Annotated in this window: 14 protein-coding genes; 7 read left to right on the forward strand and 7 right to left on the reverse strand. The window is 56.5% G+C overall.

All coding sequences use genetic code 11. The annotated features are described in order from the left end of the window. The first annotated feature begins 122 nt into the window (after nucleotides 1–122). The 3 genes from AC3WL8_RS34855 to galU all read left to right on the forward strand — a co-directional run bounded on the left by AC3WL8_RS34855 (nucleotide 123) and on the right by galU (nucleotide 2,833). Nucleotides 123–443 (forward strand): hypothetical protein, encoded by a 321-nt coding sequence (locus AC3WL8_RS34855; protein WP_492379799.1) that lies wholly within the window; start codon nucleotides 123–125, stop codon nucleotides 441–443. A gap of 180 nt (nucleotides 444–623) precedes the next feature. Then, nucleotides 624–1,214, forward strand: coding sequence for a phosphatase PAP2 family protein (locus tag AC3WL8_RS34860; RefSeq protein ID WP_492379800.1), 591 nt, complete (start codon nucleotides 624–626; stop codon nucleotides 1,212–1,214). A 722-nt stretch (nucleotides 1,215–1,936) separates the two neighbouring features. Next, nucleotides 1,937–2,833, forward strand: coding sequence for a UTP--glucose-1-phosphate uridylyltransferase GalU (gene galU / locus AC3WL8_RS34865; RefSeq protein ID WP_492379801.1), 897 nt, complete (start codon nucleotides 1,937–1,939; stop codon nucleotides 2,831–2,833). Nucleotides 2,834–3,343: 510 nt separating this feature from the next. On the opposite strand, the gene AC3WL8_RS34870 is transcribed toward galU, so the two are convergent. The 3 genes from AC3WL8_RS34870 to AC3WL8_RS34880 all read right to left on the reverse strand — a co-directional run bounded on the left by AC3WL8_RS34870 (nucleotide 3,344) and on the right by AC3WL8_RS34880 (nucleotide 7,425). Continuing rightward, nucleotides 3,344–4,465, reverse strand: a complete 1,122-nt coding sequence (locus AC3WL8_RS34870; RefSeq protein ID WP_153953992.1) for a hypothetical protein — start codon at nucleotides 4,463–4,465, stop codon at nucleotides 3,344–3,346. Nucleotides 4,466–4,632: 167 nt separating this feature from the next. After that, a complete protein-coding gene (locus AC3WL8_RS34875; RefSeq protein ID WP_492379802.1) occupies nucleotides 4,633–6,330 on the reverse strand; it encodes a hypothetical protein in 1,698 nt (565 codons plus the stop codon). Between the two features lie 294 nt (nucleotides 6,331–6,624). Then, nucleotides 6,625–7,425, reverse strand: a complete 801-nt coding sequence (locus AC3WL8_RS34880) for a transcriptional regulator (protein WP_492379816.1) — start codon at nucleotides 7,423–7,425, stop codon at nucleotides 6,625–6,627. A 510-nt stretch (nucleotides 7,426–7,935) separates the two neighbouring features. On the opposite strand from AC3WL8_RS34880, the gene AC3WL8_RS34885 reads away from it, so the two are divergent. Continuing rightward, nucleotides 7,936–8,883 carry a helix-turn-helix domain-containing protein gene (locus AC3WL8_RS34885; protein ID WP_492379803.1) on the forward strand — a complete coding sequence of 316 codons (948 nt, stop codon included), beginning with the start codon at nucleotides 7,936–7,938 and terminating at the stop codon, nucleotides 8,881–8,883. Between the two features lie 30 nt (nucleotides 8,884–8,913). Here the strand turns inward: AC3WL8_RS34885 and AC3WL8_RS34890 are convergent, their stop codons facing one another. After that, nucleotides 8,914–9,732 carry a transcriptional regulator gene (locus AC3WL8_RS34890; RefSeq protein WP_492379804.1) on the reverse strand — a complete coding sequence of 273 codons (819 nt, stop codon included), beginning with the start codon at nucleotides 9,730–9,732 and terminating at the stop codon, nucleotides 8,914–8,916. Between the two features lie 546 nt (nucleotides 9,733–10,278). Between AC3WL8_RS34890 and AC3WL8_RS34895 the strand changes: the two genes are divergently transcribed. The 3 genes from AC3WL8_RS34895 to AC3WL8_RS34905 all read left to right on the forward strand — a co-directional run bounded on the left by AC3WL8_RS34895 (nucleotide 10,279) and on the right by AC3WL8_RS34905 (nucleotide 13,819). After that, the gene (locus AC3WL8_RS34895; protein ID WP_492379817.1) at nucleotides 10,279–11,658 is read left to right on the forward strand and encodes an undecaprenyl-phosphate glucose phosphotransferase; all 1,380 of its coding nucleotides are present in this window, start codon (nucleotides 10,279–10,281) and stop codon (nucleotides 11,656–11,658) included. A 647-nt stretch (nucleotides 11,659–12,305) separates the two neighbouring features. Further along, nucleotides 12,306–12,980: a glycosyltransferase family 4 protein gene (locus AC3WL8_RS34900; RefSeq protein ID WP_492379818.1), complete on the forward strand. Its 675-nt coding sequence runs from the start codon at nucleotides 12,306–12,308 to the stop codon at nucleotides 12,978–12,980. 80 nt (nucleotides 12,981–13,060) lie between these two features. Beyond that, nucleotides 13,061–13,819 carry a WecB/TagA/CpsF family glycosyltransferase gene (locus AC3WL8_RS34905; RefSeq protein WP_492379805.1) on the forward strand — a complete coding sequence of 253 codons (759 nt, stop codon included), beginning with the start codon at nucleotides 13,061–13,063 and terminating at the stop codon, nucleotides 13,817–13,819. A 295-nt stretch (nucleotides 13,820–14,114) separates the two neighbouring features. On the opposite strand, the gene AC3WL8_RS34910 is transcribed toward AC3WL8_RS34905, so the two are convergent. The 3 genes from AC3WL8_RS34910 to AC3WL8_RS34920 form a co-directional block, all read right to left on the reverse strand. Beyond that, nucleotides 14,115–15,323, reverse strand: coding sequence for a hypothetical protein (locus AC3WL8_RS34910; protein ID WP_492379806.1), 1,209 nt, complete (start codon nucleotides 15,321–15,323; stop codon nucleotides 14,115–14,117). A gap of 157 nt (nucleotides 15,324–15,480) precedes the next feature. Next, nucleotides 15,481–16,587, reverse strand: coding sequence for a polysaccharide pyruvyl transferase family protein (locus tag AC3WL8_RS34915; protein WP_492379807.1), 1,107 nt, complete (start codon nucleotides 16,585–16,587; stop codon nucleotides 15,481–15,483). Further along, the gene (locus tag AC3WL8_RS34920) at nucleotides 16,584–17,756 is read right to left on the reverse strand and encodes a UDP-N-acetylmuramate dehydrogenase (RefSeq protein WP_492379808.1); all 1,173 of its coding nucleotides are present in this window, start codon (nucleotides 17,754–17,756) and stop codon (nucleotides 16,584–16,586) included. Before AC3WL8_RS34920 ends, AC3WL8_RS34915 begins: the two co-directional genes overlap by 4 nt. Nucleotides 17,757–17,812: the final 56 nt, after the last annotated feature.

Raw genomic sequence — 17,812 nt, forward strand, 5'->3', positions numbered from 1 at the left:
GGGATCGACATAGCCGACGAGTCGGTAGAATCAGGTTGCAGCGCACAATAAACGCTTGCGGTTCGAGCGTGGGCCTCTCAAGACAAGGCTTGTGCGCACCCATTCATGAGCGGAGCCTGAAAATGAAATTTCCATCCCTCCTGATACTCGTGCTGGTTGCTGGGGGCGCCCATGCCGGGCAGCGTCTTGGTGTGGCCAGCTACGGCCAGACTGGTGGCACGCAGTACGGCGGTGCCAGCTACGGCTCTGGCGAAATACAAAGTTACTCCCCGGTTGGCGTGAACGCCGATATTGGGAAGCGCTATAGCGGCACAGAAGGCGGCTCCCAGTTTGGAGACACATCGTCTGAAAGAAGCGGAATGACAAATTCCCAGCCGCGTTCACCATCTCTGTACCCGTCCACGGGCAGTTCAACACTCCAGCAGCCAAAGGCTCCGAAATGAAGAGGCCGCCCGGCGACTCCGGCCCCGATCTGCCTTGACCTCCTGCGCTTCATCGCGGCATATGCCGTCGTGCTGTATCAGCTTGCCCCAGCCGCCACCGCAGCAGCCCCCCCCGATTACCTTGAATGCAGTTTCTTTTGGCTGCGCTAAGCTGCGGCAGCTTCTCTCCCCAAAGAGACCATGTGGAACGCAATCAGCGATGTCGGCGATGCCGCATTGACGCTACCAGTCGCCATTTCATGCGCAGTCTGGCTGGGAGTATCAGCTCCCGGCCTGGCCATCCGCTGGATACTGCTTCTGTCGGCCGGCATGGCAGTCACCGGCATCACTAAAGTCCTGTACGCCGGATGCGGGTTCGAGATTTCCTCGATCGGATTTCGCATGATCAGCGGGCATACGACCTTGTCGACTGCGGTCTGGACCGTCGCCATTGCACTCCTTTCCCGGGGCATGGGAGGCAACGCGGGCATCGGCGCCATCGCCGGCTTGCTTGTCGGCCTGCTGACTGCTGTCGCCAGGGTCTTCGATCACGCGCACACGGTTCCCGAAGTCATCGCGGGCTGGCTTTTGGGCGCTGCAATTGGCGCGCTCTTTGTTCGCGCTTTCACGCGCTCTGAATTCAGACCATTTCGACCGGTTGCCGCCGCGGCTGCGCTCATCCTCGTCACCACCGCGGCGTATGGAAACCACGCGCCCTTCCAGACCATGATCGAGGCACATTCACGAGGTCTATGCGCACGTTCATTCTCCGCAGTTTCGGCCGCACGCTAACGTCAAGTGGGGAGGGACTCGAGGTCGGACCCATTCGCTTGCAGTCCCTTACTCAGGGGGGTTCGGCCCAGCTGACGAGTAGGTAGAATCAAGTTGCAGCGCACAATAAACTAGGAATGCGCTTCGCTCAGGGTCAATCTCACCGGTAAGCCGCGATGCTCTATTTGCTAGCGTTCGTCGCCTTCGAGGCGGCATGGTTCGTTCCATTCCGCATCGTGTTCAGGTCTGCGCGATTCAGCGCGCTATATGCCTATCTTTCCTTGATCCCGATTCTTGGGCCGCTGATCTGTATCTGGATACTCGCCGCGCGACCATGGCCGCTCAAGAGCAAGGTTGTGCGCACGTATTCTTGAAAGGGAAAGCCCCCCGAAGGCCTTGGCGAAGGGGAAGCCGCTGGTGCGGAGGACCTGGACTTCAGCGCCAGGAAGAAGGCGCCGGGATAGGCCAGCCCAAATCGCCCCCGCATGCTTTCGAGCCTGCCTTATGCAAAATTCCGACAACTGCTCGATGCGAAATGCCACCGGGCTGGCATCGAACTGCTACGTCGCGCGACGTGGCTGGAGCGTGCATGCTGCCGCATCGGTCGTAACTGCGCGCCGCAGGCAGAAGTTGTTGGCTGAGCCAGCGTAACGACGGATCAGGGTGATGGCAAAGCCGATCATTGATAACGAGTTGTGGAAGCAGCTGATTGAACCACTAAACATTCAGAAGGAACACAGGATATGGACAACCGCGTTACCAAGGCCGTCTTCCCCGTCGCGGGACTGGGCACCCGCTTCCTCCCCGCCACCAAGGCGAGCCCCAAGGAAATGCTGCCTGTCGTCGACAAGCCACTGATCCAGTACGCCGTGGAAGAAGCCATGGCCGCCGGCATTACCGAGATGATCTTTGTCACGGGCCGCTCCAAGCGCGCCATCGAGGACCATTTCGACAAGGCCTACGAACTGGAAGTGGAGCTCGAGGCCAAGAACAAGCAGGCGCTGCTGGACGCGGTCCGTTCTATCAAGCCGGCCAACGTCGAGTGCTTCTATGTGCGCCAGCCCGAAGCACTGGGGCTGGGCCACGCGGTGCTGTGCGCAGCCAAACTTGTCGGCGACGCGCCTTTTGCCATCATGCTGGCCGATGACCTGATCGACGGCAATCCGCCGGTGATGAAGCAGATGGTCGACATCTACAACCACTACAACTGCTCGGTGCTGGGCGTGGAAGAGATCGCGCCGGAGCAGAGCCGCTCCTATGGCGTAGTCGACGGACGCGAATGGGACGAGGGCGTCATCAAGATGTCCGGAATCGTGGAAAAGCCCGCGCCGGAAGATGCTCCCTCCAACCTGGGCGTGGTCGGCCGCTATATCCTGACGCCGCGCATCTTCGACCACCTGCGGCAGCTCAAGCCGGGCGCCGGAGGCGAGTTCCAGCTCACCGACGCCATCCAGTCGCTGCTCGGCCAGGAGCAGGTGCTGGCCTACCGTTACCAAGGCACGCGCTACGACTGCGGCAACAAGCTTGGCTACTTGAAGGCCACTGTCGAGTACGCGCTGAAGCACCCGGAAGTCGGCCCCGACTTCCGCCGCTACCTGGGGCAGGGTGACCATCATCAGGCTGACAGCGTGGTTGCCTGACGAAGCTGCCTGCCATTGAGTTTGGTGAGGGGGGCACCCCCTCACCCCTCTCACCACCGTCCGTGCGGCTCCGCATACGGCGGTTCACAAACAAGACTGCAAGCGTCGCTGTGTATCCAGCGGCGATGCCAGCCCCCTTACAGTCACGATTCGATACAAAGGGCGCGCGGATCCCGGTCTGCTTCTGCAGCGTCTTCGGAAACACGGCGACTCTTTAGGCGGCTGTGCATAGCCTCGCATTGCTTCAACATCGTTGCCCTGTGCGCCTCTGCTGGGCTGGCAATGCCGGCCTCGGTGGCAACGCGCAGATATGCTTGCCGGAAGACTACGGCCACGGTCACGATGAGCGTACCGATGCCCAAGGCTCGAACTGCAAGCCAGGTGTATTGCGACATAGCGAAATTGGCTTGGTGACAAACAGGAATCAACACTACTACTTGGCCACGCTACTCGCGCCTCCCAGCCATCCTATGTCTGTTGAAAGAGAAGGACCCAGTCTGGATCTCGATTTCAGAACCCGGAGAAGCGAATGCCGATCGAGCCGTAGCCGTAGTACCGGTCCAGCTTGCCCGCGGTCGTGGCGTTATAGAGGAACGGGATGGTGCCGACGAAGTTGTACAGCGACGCCTGGCCGCGCAGGAACACCTCCACGTTCTTCACTACCGCATACGATAGCTCCAGCCCCAGCGTATGGTTCGAGCGAATCGGCGAGTAGCCATAGGTTTTCGCGCGGTCATCGACATTGCTACGCAGCAGGTATTGGAACTGGTAGCCCAGCCGCGCGGCGAAGTTCTCGTACTTCCAGCGCCATGAGCCGCCCAGGTTCAGGTAGCCGGCCGTGTAGTTGAAATCGTCGTTGAAATTGATCCCGAACTGGCTGGCGTCGACTGCGAACGAGGCCGACTGGAGGGTGGCATTGCCAGCGCGGCACGGTGCGGCCAGCGCGCCGTTGGCGATATTGTCAGAGCCGATGGCGACGTTGAAATTGCAATTGCCCCGCTGCAGCCCGGCATTGAGGTTCCCGATGGTCACACGGCTGATCCCGAGCCCGACGAAACCCGTGAGCTGGTTGCGCTCGGTCAGATCGCCCGAGAAGATGACGTCGGCCTGGCCCTGGACGTCATTCGCGTTGTTCACCGTCAGGCTGTTGAAGGTCGTGTTGCGAACCGTGACCGGCGTCGAGCGGTTCAGGCTGCCGGAGTGGTCTCCCCATAGCGAGAAGCGCACCATGATGCGATCGCGCGCGCCAGGCTCTGCCAGCGGGTCGTAGTGCATGGCCAACATCCAGCTGTCGATCTGGTTATGGTCTTGTCCGTAATCGATACCGCGGCGCCAGTAGGTGGCCGACCCCGACCAGTACGGCGAGAACTTGTAGCCCAGCATCAGCTTGCCACCGCGATAGTCGCCGGCGTTGTCCGACACGGGGCCCTGCTGCCCGCGCAGGTTGAAGACATCCACGGTGCGATTGACCATGTCGTAGCTGGCCTCCACCCGCACTGAGGTGAACTCGCCCGTGGCGGGCTCGGCCTGCATGAATACATCGTCCGGCGCGGCGCTGGCCGCGCCCGCGCACGACAGGCCCAGCACCAGCGCGCAGGCTTGATCCAGCCGGCGCTTGCGAAACAGCTGCATAGAAAACTCCGAGGCTGCGGGGCAAGCCTCATTCGTGGCGCGTCCCCAGGGACTCGACGCAGACACAAAAAGAACCCGGCCACCCGTGGCATTGCCCTGAGGCATGCGTCCGGATGACCGGGGGCATGGCCTTCCCCATCCTGGCGGAAGGCAGCACTACGCGCCGGTCACGGGTTGAGCGTAACCGTAGTCTTGAGGCCGTCGCCGGTCACCTTGGCCGCGTCAGTCCTCACCGACGCCGTCTTGGCGTTCTCCACGCTGCCGTCCACCAGCGCACCCAGCTTCACGTCCTTGCCGCTAATACCTGTCAGCGCAAACGTCACGGGGAACGTGCTGGGCGACTTCGGCGTGAGGGCGTCAACCTGCGCCTGGCTCAGCGCGCCGGCAGACTTGAGCTTGCCAAGGAACACCGTGAACGGGAGGTTCAGCGAACCGCCGTTGGCGCTGTCGAACAGGTTGTCCGCGACGCCATTGGTCAGGCTTGCGGCAGCCGACACGTTGCCGCTGATCTCGAACGAATAAGTCGTGTTGGCCGGCACCACCACATCCACCAGTTGCGACCCGTTGAACGTCAGCGTCACGTTCTCGATGATGACGTCGACCTGGTTGCCGCCGTAGGTATAGCTCAGGCCAGCGCGCACTTGCGACGGGCCGCCATTAAAGGCATCACCATTCTGCGTCAGCGCGACCTTGATCGAGCTCAGCGTGCCGCCCGTGACCGAGATCGAGTCGGTGATCGGGTAAGCCTGGCCGTTGATCGTCAGGTTGGACAGCAGGACGTAGTTGGTCAGCTTGACTGCGTTCGCCACCTCGTTGATCGCTGTGCTGTTCACCGCGCTGCCCAGGTCCGCGGATGCCTGCTGGATCTCGGTCGTATTGCCGGTCGACACGGCGTCGCCGAGTGCGGCCAGCTTGGTCGCGTTCGACGCATCGGTCAGCGCGGCCGGCGTTATAGCCTTGACCAGCGCCGTGGTCGTCGTGGTCTGTGCGCTCTCGGTCACGACGTTGATCGACCCGCTCGCCTTCAGCTTCGACAACGTTTCGGCCGGGCTGCTGCTCAGCGCGATGTCGTCCAGCGCTGTGCTCACGCTCGACACCTGGCTCGTGATCAGCGGGGCGGTCAGTGCGGCCACGTTGGCTGCCACGGCGGCAATGTTCGACTGCAGGCTCGCGGGCAGGCCGCTCTGGGCGTTCTGCACAGCGCCCGACACCACGCTCGTCACCAGCGCGCTGCTGGCCAGGTCAGCCGTGCCCGACGCGCCGGCCACGGCGGTGGCGACCGCCTTGGCAGCCGCTGCGGCCGCAGCCTCGGCGGTCAGCGTGCCACCCGTGGCCAGGCCCGTCAGCGTCTTGGCGACCTGGTCGACCAGTTGCTGTACCACGACCGCCGCCCTGAGCGTGGCTGCGTCCTGCATCGGGTCCAGCGTGGCCAGGTCCTTGCCTGCCAGGCCGAGCTTCGCCGCCAGTGCAGCTGCCTGAGTCGGGCCGAGTTGCGCAACCAGCGTGGTCAGCGGCGAGATCACCGGTGTCACGCCCTCCTTGTATGTCACCGCCGGTGCCTGCAGCACCCCGGTGAACGGCTGGTTAGTACCGATATCGGTGCCGCCGGTCACCTTAAGCGCGCTCGTGGTGCAACCTGCAGGGAAGGTGAAGTCGCCGGTTGCATTCGTCGTCGTGGTCTTGTTGCTGCAATCGAGGAAGGTGACCGTCGCGCCAGACAGGTAGAAGTCCACCGCCTTGCCGCTCACGGTGACAGAAGGCTGGGACGGCGTCGGCGAATCGTCGCCGCCACCGCAAGCAACAAGCGTTGCCGCGGCGGCAGCCATGATGCCGAGGGTGAAGATGTTCCGGGTTTTGGTTTGCACGCTTCTCTCTCCTGAGATCGATACTTCGGTACGTCGATACATGGTGGGTAATCCTGCGACGGAATACTGCCGCACACAGTCTCCGGCGCCCTACGCTGCCCTGTCGTGCCACGCTTCGGCTCGCAAGCGGTTTTTTGCTGCAGCAGCTTGCAGATCGCGCCAGCACACAGATAAACAAATCCCCTAATCGGTGTCACCCCTACTTGGCGGGGGATAGCCTGTCCTTGCGCGCAGCCTCGTAAGCCGCACTGCAGCATCGCCGACGCACGCCCGCCGTGACTCACTACGTCCTCGCTAACAGGCGTCTGCACCAGAGCAGAGCGCAGGGAAATCGCCCGGTCCCAGCCAGCCGGCAACGTACTGCCCCATCGCGTCAAGCAACACGTCAGACGTCAGTCCCGCTGCGCCGGCCAGTGCCGGGCAGATGATCCACGTGGTGCCGTCGTGCTCGAGCACGCGCAGGGTCTTGGGCAAGTCAGCGGGCTGCAGAATGTGGTCGGCACCGCGCACATTCCCGAGAGCGAACGCCTGCACGAAATCGTCGGCGTGGCGCTCGCCCAGGCATACCACCACCTTTGGCTTCCAGAGCCTGCGGATCCTGTCGATGAAGGCGAAGCGCTGACCTTCGCGGCAAAGCTCAAGGTAACGCTGCCTGGGCACAAGCTCCGGCTGGCCGCGGAATGCCGTCGACCACGGTGTCTGGTTAATCAGCCGCGCTGGCAGCGGAAACAGGCTGAGCTTGAACTCCGCGCCGTGCGGCGCGTACAGATGATGTTCGAAGTAATGCTTCCAGTCCCGCTCGCCCAGGGGCGTGTTGAAGAAATGTGCGCGCGCTGCGGCCATGATCCTGGCAATCTTCTGGTGCGACTGCCAGCGCTCCATGTGGGCGCGGTGCTTGTGGCGGTACGCAGCGTCCCACGCACTGGCTTGCGCGTGCGGAACCAGCGGCGCCACCATCGACTCCGCCCTCGGATGCGGTGAACTGTCACAAAACCATACTGGCGCGTCCGGATTTCCCCCTTCCATCCCTACATACGACGCGAAATATTCTTCGAGCTGTTCACGCGTAAATACTGTATTCGGTTCTGTTTTCATGCCTCTACCGCGTGGGTGAGTAAAGGATGCCAAAAGGCTGAGCCCCCGCTCAGCGATTTGTTGCACCACACAAACTAGGCAGCGGCCGGATTCTGCGCGCGAATCAGCGTGTTTTCTCCCCCCATTCGAGGGATACGTTGTCATCTCGTTTCCCTTCGTAAGCGGGGTAACGTTCAACGCAATATCACGGCAATCACGCGCGCGAGGCCTCAATAAACTCGTAGCAAGTCAATCTACAAGCGTGCCCGCATGTCACACGTACGTCGTGCGTTTGGGTTAAAGTCGCCCTCGTGCGCCAATGTTCTGTTCTGTTCTGTACCGGCCGGTAACCAGTCACCAAGCTTCGCGTCATCGAAAGTGTCAAACGTCCCTGCCTCACCGCGCCACGCTACCCAGCTCACGAGCGCCGAACCCGAACGCTTGCCTCACAGCCACTTCGATGTAGGTGCAAATGGATCGCAAGCCGCCAGGGGTCAGATACTTGCGTGGCGACAACGCGTTGGGCACGTCATGGACCTGGAAGTTACGCGCGACAGCCTCCTTGCGCCCTTCCACGCAGCCATCGACCGCTACCTGATCGCGGACATGTCTTTCACGGACTGCCGCTGTGACGGCGTCAGGCTGCAACGCAGCCTCGCGCGTATCTCGACTGACTCGGCACGGCATCACGCGATACAGGTCTTCGTCGAAGGCAGCGCCGGCGTAGTGGTGGGTGAGCGCCGCAATCCACAGCCGCGCCACGGAGGTATTCTGCTGACGGACCTTGGGCAGCCGATTGAGATGCGGCGCGAGGCAACACGCGCGCTCTCATTCTTCGTCCCGCGCATAACGATGGATGCCATTTTCATGGAAGCCGAGGCCGCGCACGGACGTATCGTGGAGACCGACACACCGCTGAGCCGACTGGCCGTCGCACACGCCGTCGCGCTCAGTCGCGATCTGCCAACCATGACACCCGAGGCCGCCGTGCACGCCATGCACACCGGCGTGGAGCTGCTGGTCGGAGCACTGCGGCGAGGCGTGGGCCTGGACGGCAGCACTCGCACCGCGGTGCGCAGCGCCGTACTGGCACGCGCCCGTCGGCTGATAGACGCCGATCCCGGCCAAGCCGGACTGTCGCCCACCAGGCTGCTGTCAAAGCTGGAAATCTCGCGAGCCACCCTTTACCGCTTGTTCGAACCCGAAGGCGGCGTGCAAGCCTATATCCGCAAGAGCCGGCTGCGGGCTGCCGCGCAGGACCTGGTGCGCTACCCTCACCTGGCTGTCAACGACATCGCCTACGGGCTGGGCTTCAACAGCCCGTCCGACTTTACGCGCGCATTCCGCCGCACCCTCGGCATGTCACCGCGCGACCTGCGGGCCTACGCGACCGACGCCGGCAACCGTGCCTTCTGGCAAGCCGCGATCGCAGTCCAGGGCAAGGATTATCAGCAATGGATGCAGCGTCATGCCGCGTGATGACACCGCAGCCGCAGTGGCCAAACGGTGTCACACCGAGGCTTCGGGCTCTTCCTGTCGGTGCCGATCGGGCTCTTCTGGCCGTATCTGGAAATCGGCGATCGTCAGCCACTGGCTGATGAAGTGCCCCATTGCATTCAACAGGACGTCCGATCCCAGGCCGGCAGCGCCGGCCACCGCCGGGCAGATAACCAGGCGCGTGCCCTGGTCCTGGTAGACGCGCAGTACCCGTGCCTGGTCAGCCGGCTTCAGGACATGCTCGGTGTATGGCTGGCCGCGCATGCCAAACGCGTGCAAGTAGTCATCCTCGTGACGCTCGCCCAGGCAGATCACCACCTTGGGGCGCTGGCGCCGGCGCAATGCCTCGATGAAGCGGAAGCGTCCGCCATCGCGGCACAGTGACAGGTAGTTGACCTTGGGATTGAGTTCGGGCTGCTGACCATGCAGCCGTTTCCAGGGCAGCCCGTTGTCCGCGCGAATCGGCAACGGAAACAGGCTCAGCTTGAATTCCCAGCCGCGCGCACGGTAGAGATACTCGGAAAGATAGCGCTGCCAGCTGCAGTTATCGCGCCGGGCGAATAACACCATTTCCCAGGCCGCCGACATGATGCGCGCGATGCGCTGGTGCGTCTGCCACCTTGCCATATCGTGTGCGTGAGCGACCCGAAAATGCGCGTCCCAGGCGCTCGGCACTCGCTGCGGAGCCAGCGGCGCCGCCAACGGCAAGCCCACCGTGGTAGGTACATGATCGCAAATCCAGACCGCTGCCGCCGGGTTGCCGCCCTCCATCCCCACGAAGGAAGAAAAATAGGCGTCCAGCTCATCGCGGGTAAAAACGTTCCCTTTCATGTCTTGCTGCATCCTGCTGAAGATTGCCGTGACACTGGCTTGAGATCGGCACTACCGCGTTAATCGCAATGCCGACGCAAGACTCTAGCCGTGGCGGCCCCTCGCACTTGACCATGCGTCTCACAACGAAAGAGAGCGACGTAAAGGTGCCACACAAACATCGCCCCACTTTCCCTTCTTACGCAGGGTACCGACGGGTCACGCTGCACCGCACTATTCGCACCAGAAACACGAAGCACACCGGCGCCACCAGCGCGCCGGTAGGAAGAGAGCGTTGCAGTTCCAGGGACGGCACTCAAGGATGCGGCCAGTGGCCGGTCACTAGCTGACCACAGCCACGCCATGGAACCGACTGCCGCAAGGCAGTCCCGCACGACTCTGCTTTGTCTGCGCCAAGAGCATGCACACCAAGATGCATGCCAGCGACGAGCCTGGCCGCCACTGTGCACGGCCTGCAAGTTCGGAGGAGAAAAAAGGGCATGGGCACTCGCTTGAGCGCCCATTACGCGAACGCTTCGGGGGAAGCAAATGGGTGTCTATCGCGATATGTTTGCCAGGCATCACGATCAGCTCGCGCTGATGGTTCGCCTGCTCGACGCCGGCGTCATCTGGCTTGCGGCAATACTGGCCACTGAAGCGCGCTTTGCCAGCGCGCACGCCCCGATCCACCTGTTCGTCCAGTACTTTGGCTGCGCGATCGCCTTCATCGTGTTGCCCGGGTTCGACCTCTACAGCTCATGGCGTGGCCGCAGCCTGTTCTCGCTCGCCACACGCTTGCTATCCGCCTGGAGCCTGGTCTGGCTGATCAGCGTTCTGCTGACCTACCTGCTGCACCAGGCCGACTCCCTCTCCCGCTTGTGGATGGTTTACTGGTACGCCTTCTCGCTGGCCGGCCTGCTGGGCCTGCGCGTGGCCAGCCGCGTCGTGCTCAACCTGTTGCGCGTCACCGGCGCCAACAGCAAGCGCGTGCTTATCGTTGGCTATGGCCGTACCGGACAGGAGATGTACCGCCGCGCGACCGCCAGCCACGCCACCGGATTCAAGATCAGCGGCATCTACGCCCCCGAAGGCGAGCCCACGCCCGAAGGGCGCCGCCGCATCACCGACAGCGCCCAAATCGCCGATTTCGCGCGCGAGCATGAGATCGACGAAATCTGGCTCACCCTGCCGATGAGCGAGTTCCGCCTGATGCAGGAGATCAACTTCTCGCTGCGCAATGACTTCATCGACATCAAGTGGATGCCGAGCGTGCTCGACTTCGACTTGCTCAACCACAACGTCGGCAACTTCCTCGGCATGCCCGCGGTGGAAATGAACAGACCGCCCGCGCTCGGCGTACGGGGCACGATCAAGGCCATCTTCGACCGAGCCTTTGCCGCGCTCGTCCTCATCGCCCTGTCGCCGCTGTTCCTGATTATTGGCCTCCTGATCAAGCGCGACTCCCCGGGCCCCGTCTTCTTCAAGCAGGAGCGCCTCGGCATGGACGGCCGCGTAATCCACGTCTACAAATTCCGCAGCATGAAGGTCCACGCCGAGCATGGCACCGTCACGCAAGCCACCAAAGGCGACAGCCGCATCACGCCGATCGGCGCCTTCCTGCGCCGCACCAGCCTGGACGAACTGCCGCAGTTCATCAATGTGCTTAAGGGCGAAATGAGTGTGGTCGGCCCGCGGCCGCACGCCATGGCGCATAACGATATGTACAAGGAGCAGTTGGACTTCTACATGCTGCGCCACCGCGTTAAGCCCGGGATCACGGGCTGGGCTCAGATCAACGGCTATCGCGGAGAGACCGACACGCTGGACAAGATGGCCAGGCGGGTGGAGCATGACATCTTCTATATCCGGAACTGGTCGTTCTGGATGGATGTGAGGATTATTTTCTGGACGGCGTTCAAGGGATGGACGGGGCGGAATGCGTACTAGCGCTACACCACATACAACACCGCGGGGATTTCCCCGACGTGCTGGCACTGCAGGACTGGGAGTGATTCAACCAAATTCGGCTCCCACATGCGTACGCGCATCCGGCAAACAAGTATGCTGGACTCTCGACAAAAGCTCTCTACGCGGTCACGCCCCGCATTTCAGTTGCGCCCCGACCTTCCTCTAGGGAGTCCAATTGACACCCCAGCCGCAAAAGGCGCTCCCCCGAAGTTGTTCAGAGCATCCTTCTCCTTGGCCTTAAGAGCTTCCCACGTCTGAGCTCAAGCGCCGGCATAGTACCCGCCCAGCGCAAGAGTACCACTAGAAACGCTATGCAGATCTATCACCTGATCAATCACTCAAATATTGAACTTGGTGGTGCACAAAAAATTGTTCACAAATTATTCAAAACCAAGATCGATAGTTCCTGCATTCTAGCTTTCGATAAAATCACGACGGCAATAGAAACGAAGCGCTCGAGTGTATTCCTTTGTATTCTATCTCTCATTAGGTACATATTCTGCCGAGACGATAGAATCTTCGTGGTACATCACCGCGCATTTCTCCCACTGCTCCTGGTACTCCGAGCACCAGCTGTCTTTGTATGTCACAGCATCTTTCCCAACAAGAACTTCATTCTCAAGTTCATGACGGGGTTTCCGTGCATAGCCGTATCGCCCGCAGTCGAAAGATATCTCCTGAGTCACAACAAGAGGCTCGACGTGGAAGTTATTGAGAATGGCTTTGACACTAACGAAGCAGAGACTCGGGAATTGAGCGATGACAACATAGTCCGTATCGGATACGTCGGCCGCCTAGATAGCGTCAAAGGTATTGACCTATTGGTCGACGCCTTCATAAGAATTCAATCGTCATTCCCTACCACGACAATTCAACTTCATATCGTTGGAACTGGCGAACTATCTAATGACCTGATGGATAAATTATCAAATGCGAACCTCTCAGGGTTAGCTTTCTTTTGGGGATATCAAAGCGACCCATTCAGGTTACTCCGAAACATGAGCTTTATTTGCACTCCGTCCAGATTCGAGGGGTTTGGGATGGTATTTTACGAAGCCCTCGCAAGGGACCACATCGTCCTGGCGAGCGACATCTCCGCGTTTCAGGCCAATCCCGACCCACTAGTCTTTCGCTTTAAAGCAGATTCCCTGATCGACCTAACAAACAAGATAGAAAAAATAATCAACGATAAGCTCTATCTTATAAAACCAAATAGAACAATAAAACAAACAACAAAAACGCTTGACGAAATGGCCAGAGAATATTTTCAGAAAATTTCAAATATTTCCAACAAGTTTTAATAAAAGCCAGAAACGCCGATCCCCGCTACTACACTAACGCGAGCTAAATTCAGGATAACTCGAAGATTCCCTATTCCGATATGAAGAAAATGAGCTTCCCGAGTCTACTAGGCGTCAGATTTGACCCCATCAACAAAGAAGACACCATAAACTCAATCCGACAGGCCATAGATACCGGAACAGACATATACCATCGAGGCGATATCAATGTCGGCACCATCGTTATGGCACAAAATGACGCCGCCTTTAGATTGACCATAAACAAGGCAAACCTAATCAACGTTGACGGGATGGGGGCGAAACTCGGGGCAAGGTTCCTCGGGATTTCAACGCCTCCGAGGATAACTGGCGTCGATCTATTCGTTGATTTGTTAGACTTAGCTGAAAGACACGACTACTCCGTATACTTCCTGGGTGCGACAGACGAGGTGCTCTTCTCTATGATGAAGCGCCTCCGAATCTCACATCCAAACTTACGAATTTCCGGCTTCAATAATGGTTACTTCCGGGATAAAGAGGCCGAGATAGTCGAGAAGATAAATCAGGTTTGCCCAACCATGGTTTTTGTCGGTATAAAATCACCCGAAAAAGAGTTCTTCATCGAACAATACAAGGAGAAGCTGTCCTCGAAGTTTATTATGGGGGTCGGCGGTACTTTCGATGTAATATCCGGAAAAGTCAAACGCGCACCACCTTGGATGCAAAACTGCGGACTAGAATGGTTGTATCGAGTTATCCAGGAGCCCCGACGAATGTGGAAACGCTACCTGTTCACTAACTCTCAATTTGCATGGCTACTCTTGATTGAAAAGTTCAAGCAAATTAGCGGTCGGACTTGAGTCCACTTATTCAAGGGAGACCTGCTCGCGGGAACCGTCTCAAAAGTAATCCCTCTTTCATCGAAATAGGGTACGACGCCACTTTCGCAACCGAGAAGCGCATTCTGAAAAGAAGAGGACGCCCATCGGTCCTCCTCTCCTCAGCACATGCTAACATTGGCAGGGAGCGGTCTGTTCCCTAAAGACTCGAACACGGCCTCTGCATTTCCTCGTACCTCAGAGAATCGCCTTTCGTCAGAGTCGCATAATGGCAAGCCGACAATACATCTCCGATCAAAGCCGATCTCCCACCAACTTACCTCGCACGGCCTCTCACCTGGGCATTAAGTTTCGCACGCACAACCAAGTATGGGAACAGATAGTAAATAAACGTAAACACTGGATAAAAAAGACCAGATAAGTATATTGAACAAACAAAGAGCAGATCGAGCTTATGAATTGATCGCCTCGCCTGCCTCAGTATGTCGTAGCCGAAAATTAAAAACGACAACACACCCATCTCAAATAGAAAAACATAAATCTCTGCATTATCCCTTCTAGTGAGAGACTGATCCATAAGGTAATTGCTTTTGCTAAAACCAAATTTATTTGAATAAAAGCCCCAATTGGAAAAACCATTTCCAATTATTTTGGTCAGCAGATCGCTTTCATTCCATCTGGTCAATATCGCAGCTGAGGTATATAGTCGAGCAGTTGCGGATCTGTCTTCGATTCCGCCGTCATCCACTGAAAAGAGCAAATACAAAGCAACAGCAGCGATCACGCATCCCAATGCGAAAAAGGTATTTAGAACCTTACTCCTTTTTGGAATCACCAGCCCCAAAAAAAGCAAACACACAAGAACAAGGATAAGACGATTATTACTTATATAAAGAGTTGCCAACGCAAGCGTCGCCACGACGCTGAATCTTTTATTGAATCTCTCAGTTTCCCTAATATACAGATACAACCAAGAGTACAAGGCAAGGCCAAACCAGTTCGGCTCAAGGAAGAAACCTCTCATTCTGTAACCAAGGTCCCCTTTGCCAGAGTAGTAACTGGCATCGAGGCCTCTGAGTTCCAACTGAAAGCCAAATAGGTTTGCCAGAGCGTACTGAACGAATCCGGTCACTATTAACAAAATTAGCGCGTACTCGGCTGCTGACCGCCAATTTACTTTATCCGAAAGGATATTTGCGATTATATACATCAGCACAAAGAAGGCTATGTATAAATACAATGTGAAAAATACCGAAATATTCATCGCAAATACCACATGTACAGCCGCATAAGTCGCGATCAATAATAGTCCCTTATCGTTCGCAACCGCACCTACTCTTCGCAACGTTGAGCCAGGACGTTGCAAGCCAAGAAAAAAAATAAATGCCAGACTCAATATGATTGAGAAATGAAGATAGTTTTCACCTACTGGAATTTTCAGAAGACTGTCCAAGCACAGCGAGGTGATTACTATATACGCCACTACCCAGGTCTTCACGGTGACCGATTGAGGATCATTATTCATTTCTCTATTCTCTTTCTCGACCTTTCCGCCGCCTTCTTAATCCCAAACTTGATCGAATCGCTAGCCGGCAATTTAGAGCCGGGATTCCGATTCAATTCGCCGGCATCCCGTATGCCCTCATCTTTCCTAGTATGTTGGTGCCACGCTAGACCATCTTCTAAGGCGTCACGACAGCCGGAGTCGCCGCATCGATCAGATCTGCTCGGAAAGCAGAATCGCTAAGTGAGCTAAGTAGGAATTGCTGCGAAGACTGGATAAAACTCCTCAGGCTGCTCTTGTCATACGCGGCCAATACTTCGTCCAAGGAAATTCCCTCCGCGTCCAAACAATATCGCCCCTTCAGTTTCGATCTTCCCAACAGCGAGATAACTCTTGCATTCTTCTCGGCCTCAATATGGGAAACTGTTAAAAATGGCTTACCAAAATTCAAGGAGAATGCTGTCCCATGAAATGAATTAGTACACACAAGCGTCGCATTATAGAGTGTAGACAGCCAGTCGCAGGGCGAAATGACATCGAGAGTATGGTCAGCCGATGGTATTGGCTTAGCTCCGAGATGATAAACCGGCAGACCGGTAAGCTCCTTCAACCGTCTTACGGCGATATCGAATTTCTCTCGCGAAGCATCCTCGCTCACTTCGTACGAAGCTATATAGCGGCCAGTTGGATGATTTCCGTCAGCAAGTAGATCGTCATAGTCTTCGATCAGCAACGTTGGATCCACAACATGCTCGATAAGACTGGTCTTGTTGAAGGTCTTTATATCATCAGCCAGATAGTCCTCTCGAGTTCCGATGCTATGGAAATCTACGATTCTCTTAAGGACTGCATCACCCTGCTTACTGATCCTATGCCCACCAGCACTCGCGGCATATGCTATTTTCCTGCCAGGGCTATCCACGGCGAGGGTAAAGACAGAGTCAACGTTCCCTCCCGTTATTTTGTCGTTCCATATTTGATCACTACCGCACACAAAGGCCCGGGCCTCCGGCAAGATTCTCAGATCATTAACATTCCTTACAATCGAATGCGTGATTTCAAGATATTTTTTTCGAAAATCTCGAAATAATAGTATTCTTTTATATTTCCTAACAGTCTTCGCAAAACCTTTAGCCGGGCGATATATTTGCCAGCTAAAATAGCTTGGACGATAGTCAACAATACTAGTCCGATAACCCGCTTTCGCAATGAATTTCTGCAGCGCATATGCTTGAAGCACAGCACCATAATTCAGCACATTCTGAAATGTCAATGTGTAAATCATTCTATATGCCCCCCGGGTCCGCTCTTACCGTGTGCGCCACGATCTCCAAGATTGTTCTTGAAGCTGATGCCATGAGCTATCATAAGATTGATTAAGTTATTAAGTCGCAGGCATGCCTCTCCATCTTTAGGCTTTCCGGGGCCAATGATAAACTCGTTTTCGATGGTGAACTTTCGAGAAACTAGGTCATTGATCAAGAAGAGATACTTGTAACTATCCTCAACCGCGCAAGAACCATCATGTATCATGATGTTCGCACCTTTTCTCGATGGCCGGTATCGTAACTGCCCCCCTGTTCTCGTCTTGATGTAGTGACCAAGAAGAATATTGAACTCATTATTGTTTGGTCTCTTTCTCCTAATGAACTTCACTACCGGGTTTTTAAGAATCAGCTTAGCGCAAATATATACATAGCAATATATCTTGCTCGACTTAAATATTTCGTGATAAATATCATGTTTAACGGAGATCATGCTACCCAGATTTGGCCATGAGAATTCCTGGTATAGATGCCTCGCAATATGATATTTCTCGATCTTCGCGGAGATTTTAGCTCGATCACCCGCAGTAAGCCTGAATCTGACGTTAACAATGATTTTTTCACTATCTCGAAAAATAGAAGATCGATATGAAAAGTTACAATCATCCTTCGTTGCCGTAAGAACATCGCCATTTTCAGCTATATAGCATACAGATTCAAGGTAGTCAGAAATGCTGTATCCATAGGCGCCGGCGTTCATCCAAACTGCCCCACCGATGCTTCCGGGAATTCCCTCCAGCCCCTCAAACCCAGTGGCACTATTAATTGCGGCAACTCTTACAAATTCACTTAGTTGATAACCACTCCCCACTGTGACAACTTCTCTGGACAGTTCTATGTTGGTGATAAGCTTTGTGGAGATAATTATTGAATAATCTATGTCATCCAGAAGAACGACATTTGACGTCGAGCCGATGACCTTAAAATCCACGCCATTCTTTCTAAGATATCCGCATGCCAAGATCAGCTCCCGCTCAGAACTGGGCAAAATGTAGGTAGATATCTTTCCGCCCGTCTTGAAGTAGGTTTCATGCTTTATCACATGATTTTTCAAATACGGAATTTTGTGCTGGTCTAGGAACTCATCAACTGCACAATTGGGTGCATCCACAACAAGATCGCTAAGCATTCTCGGAGAGAGTCATTTAACGTGATTAGAATTATAGCCTTTTAAACCAATGGATA

The organism is Cupriavidus sp. FW305-F7 (genome assembly GCF_058782875.1).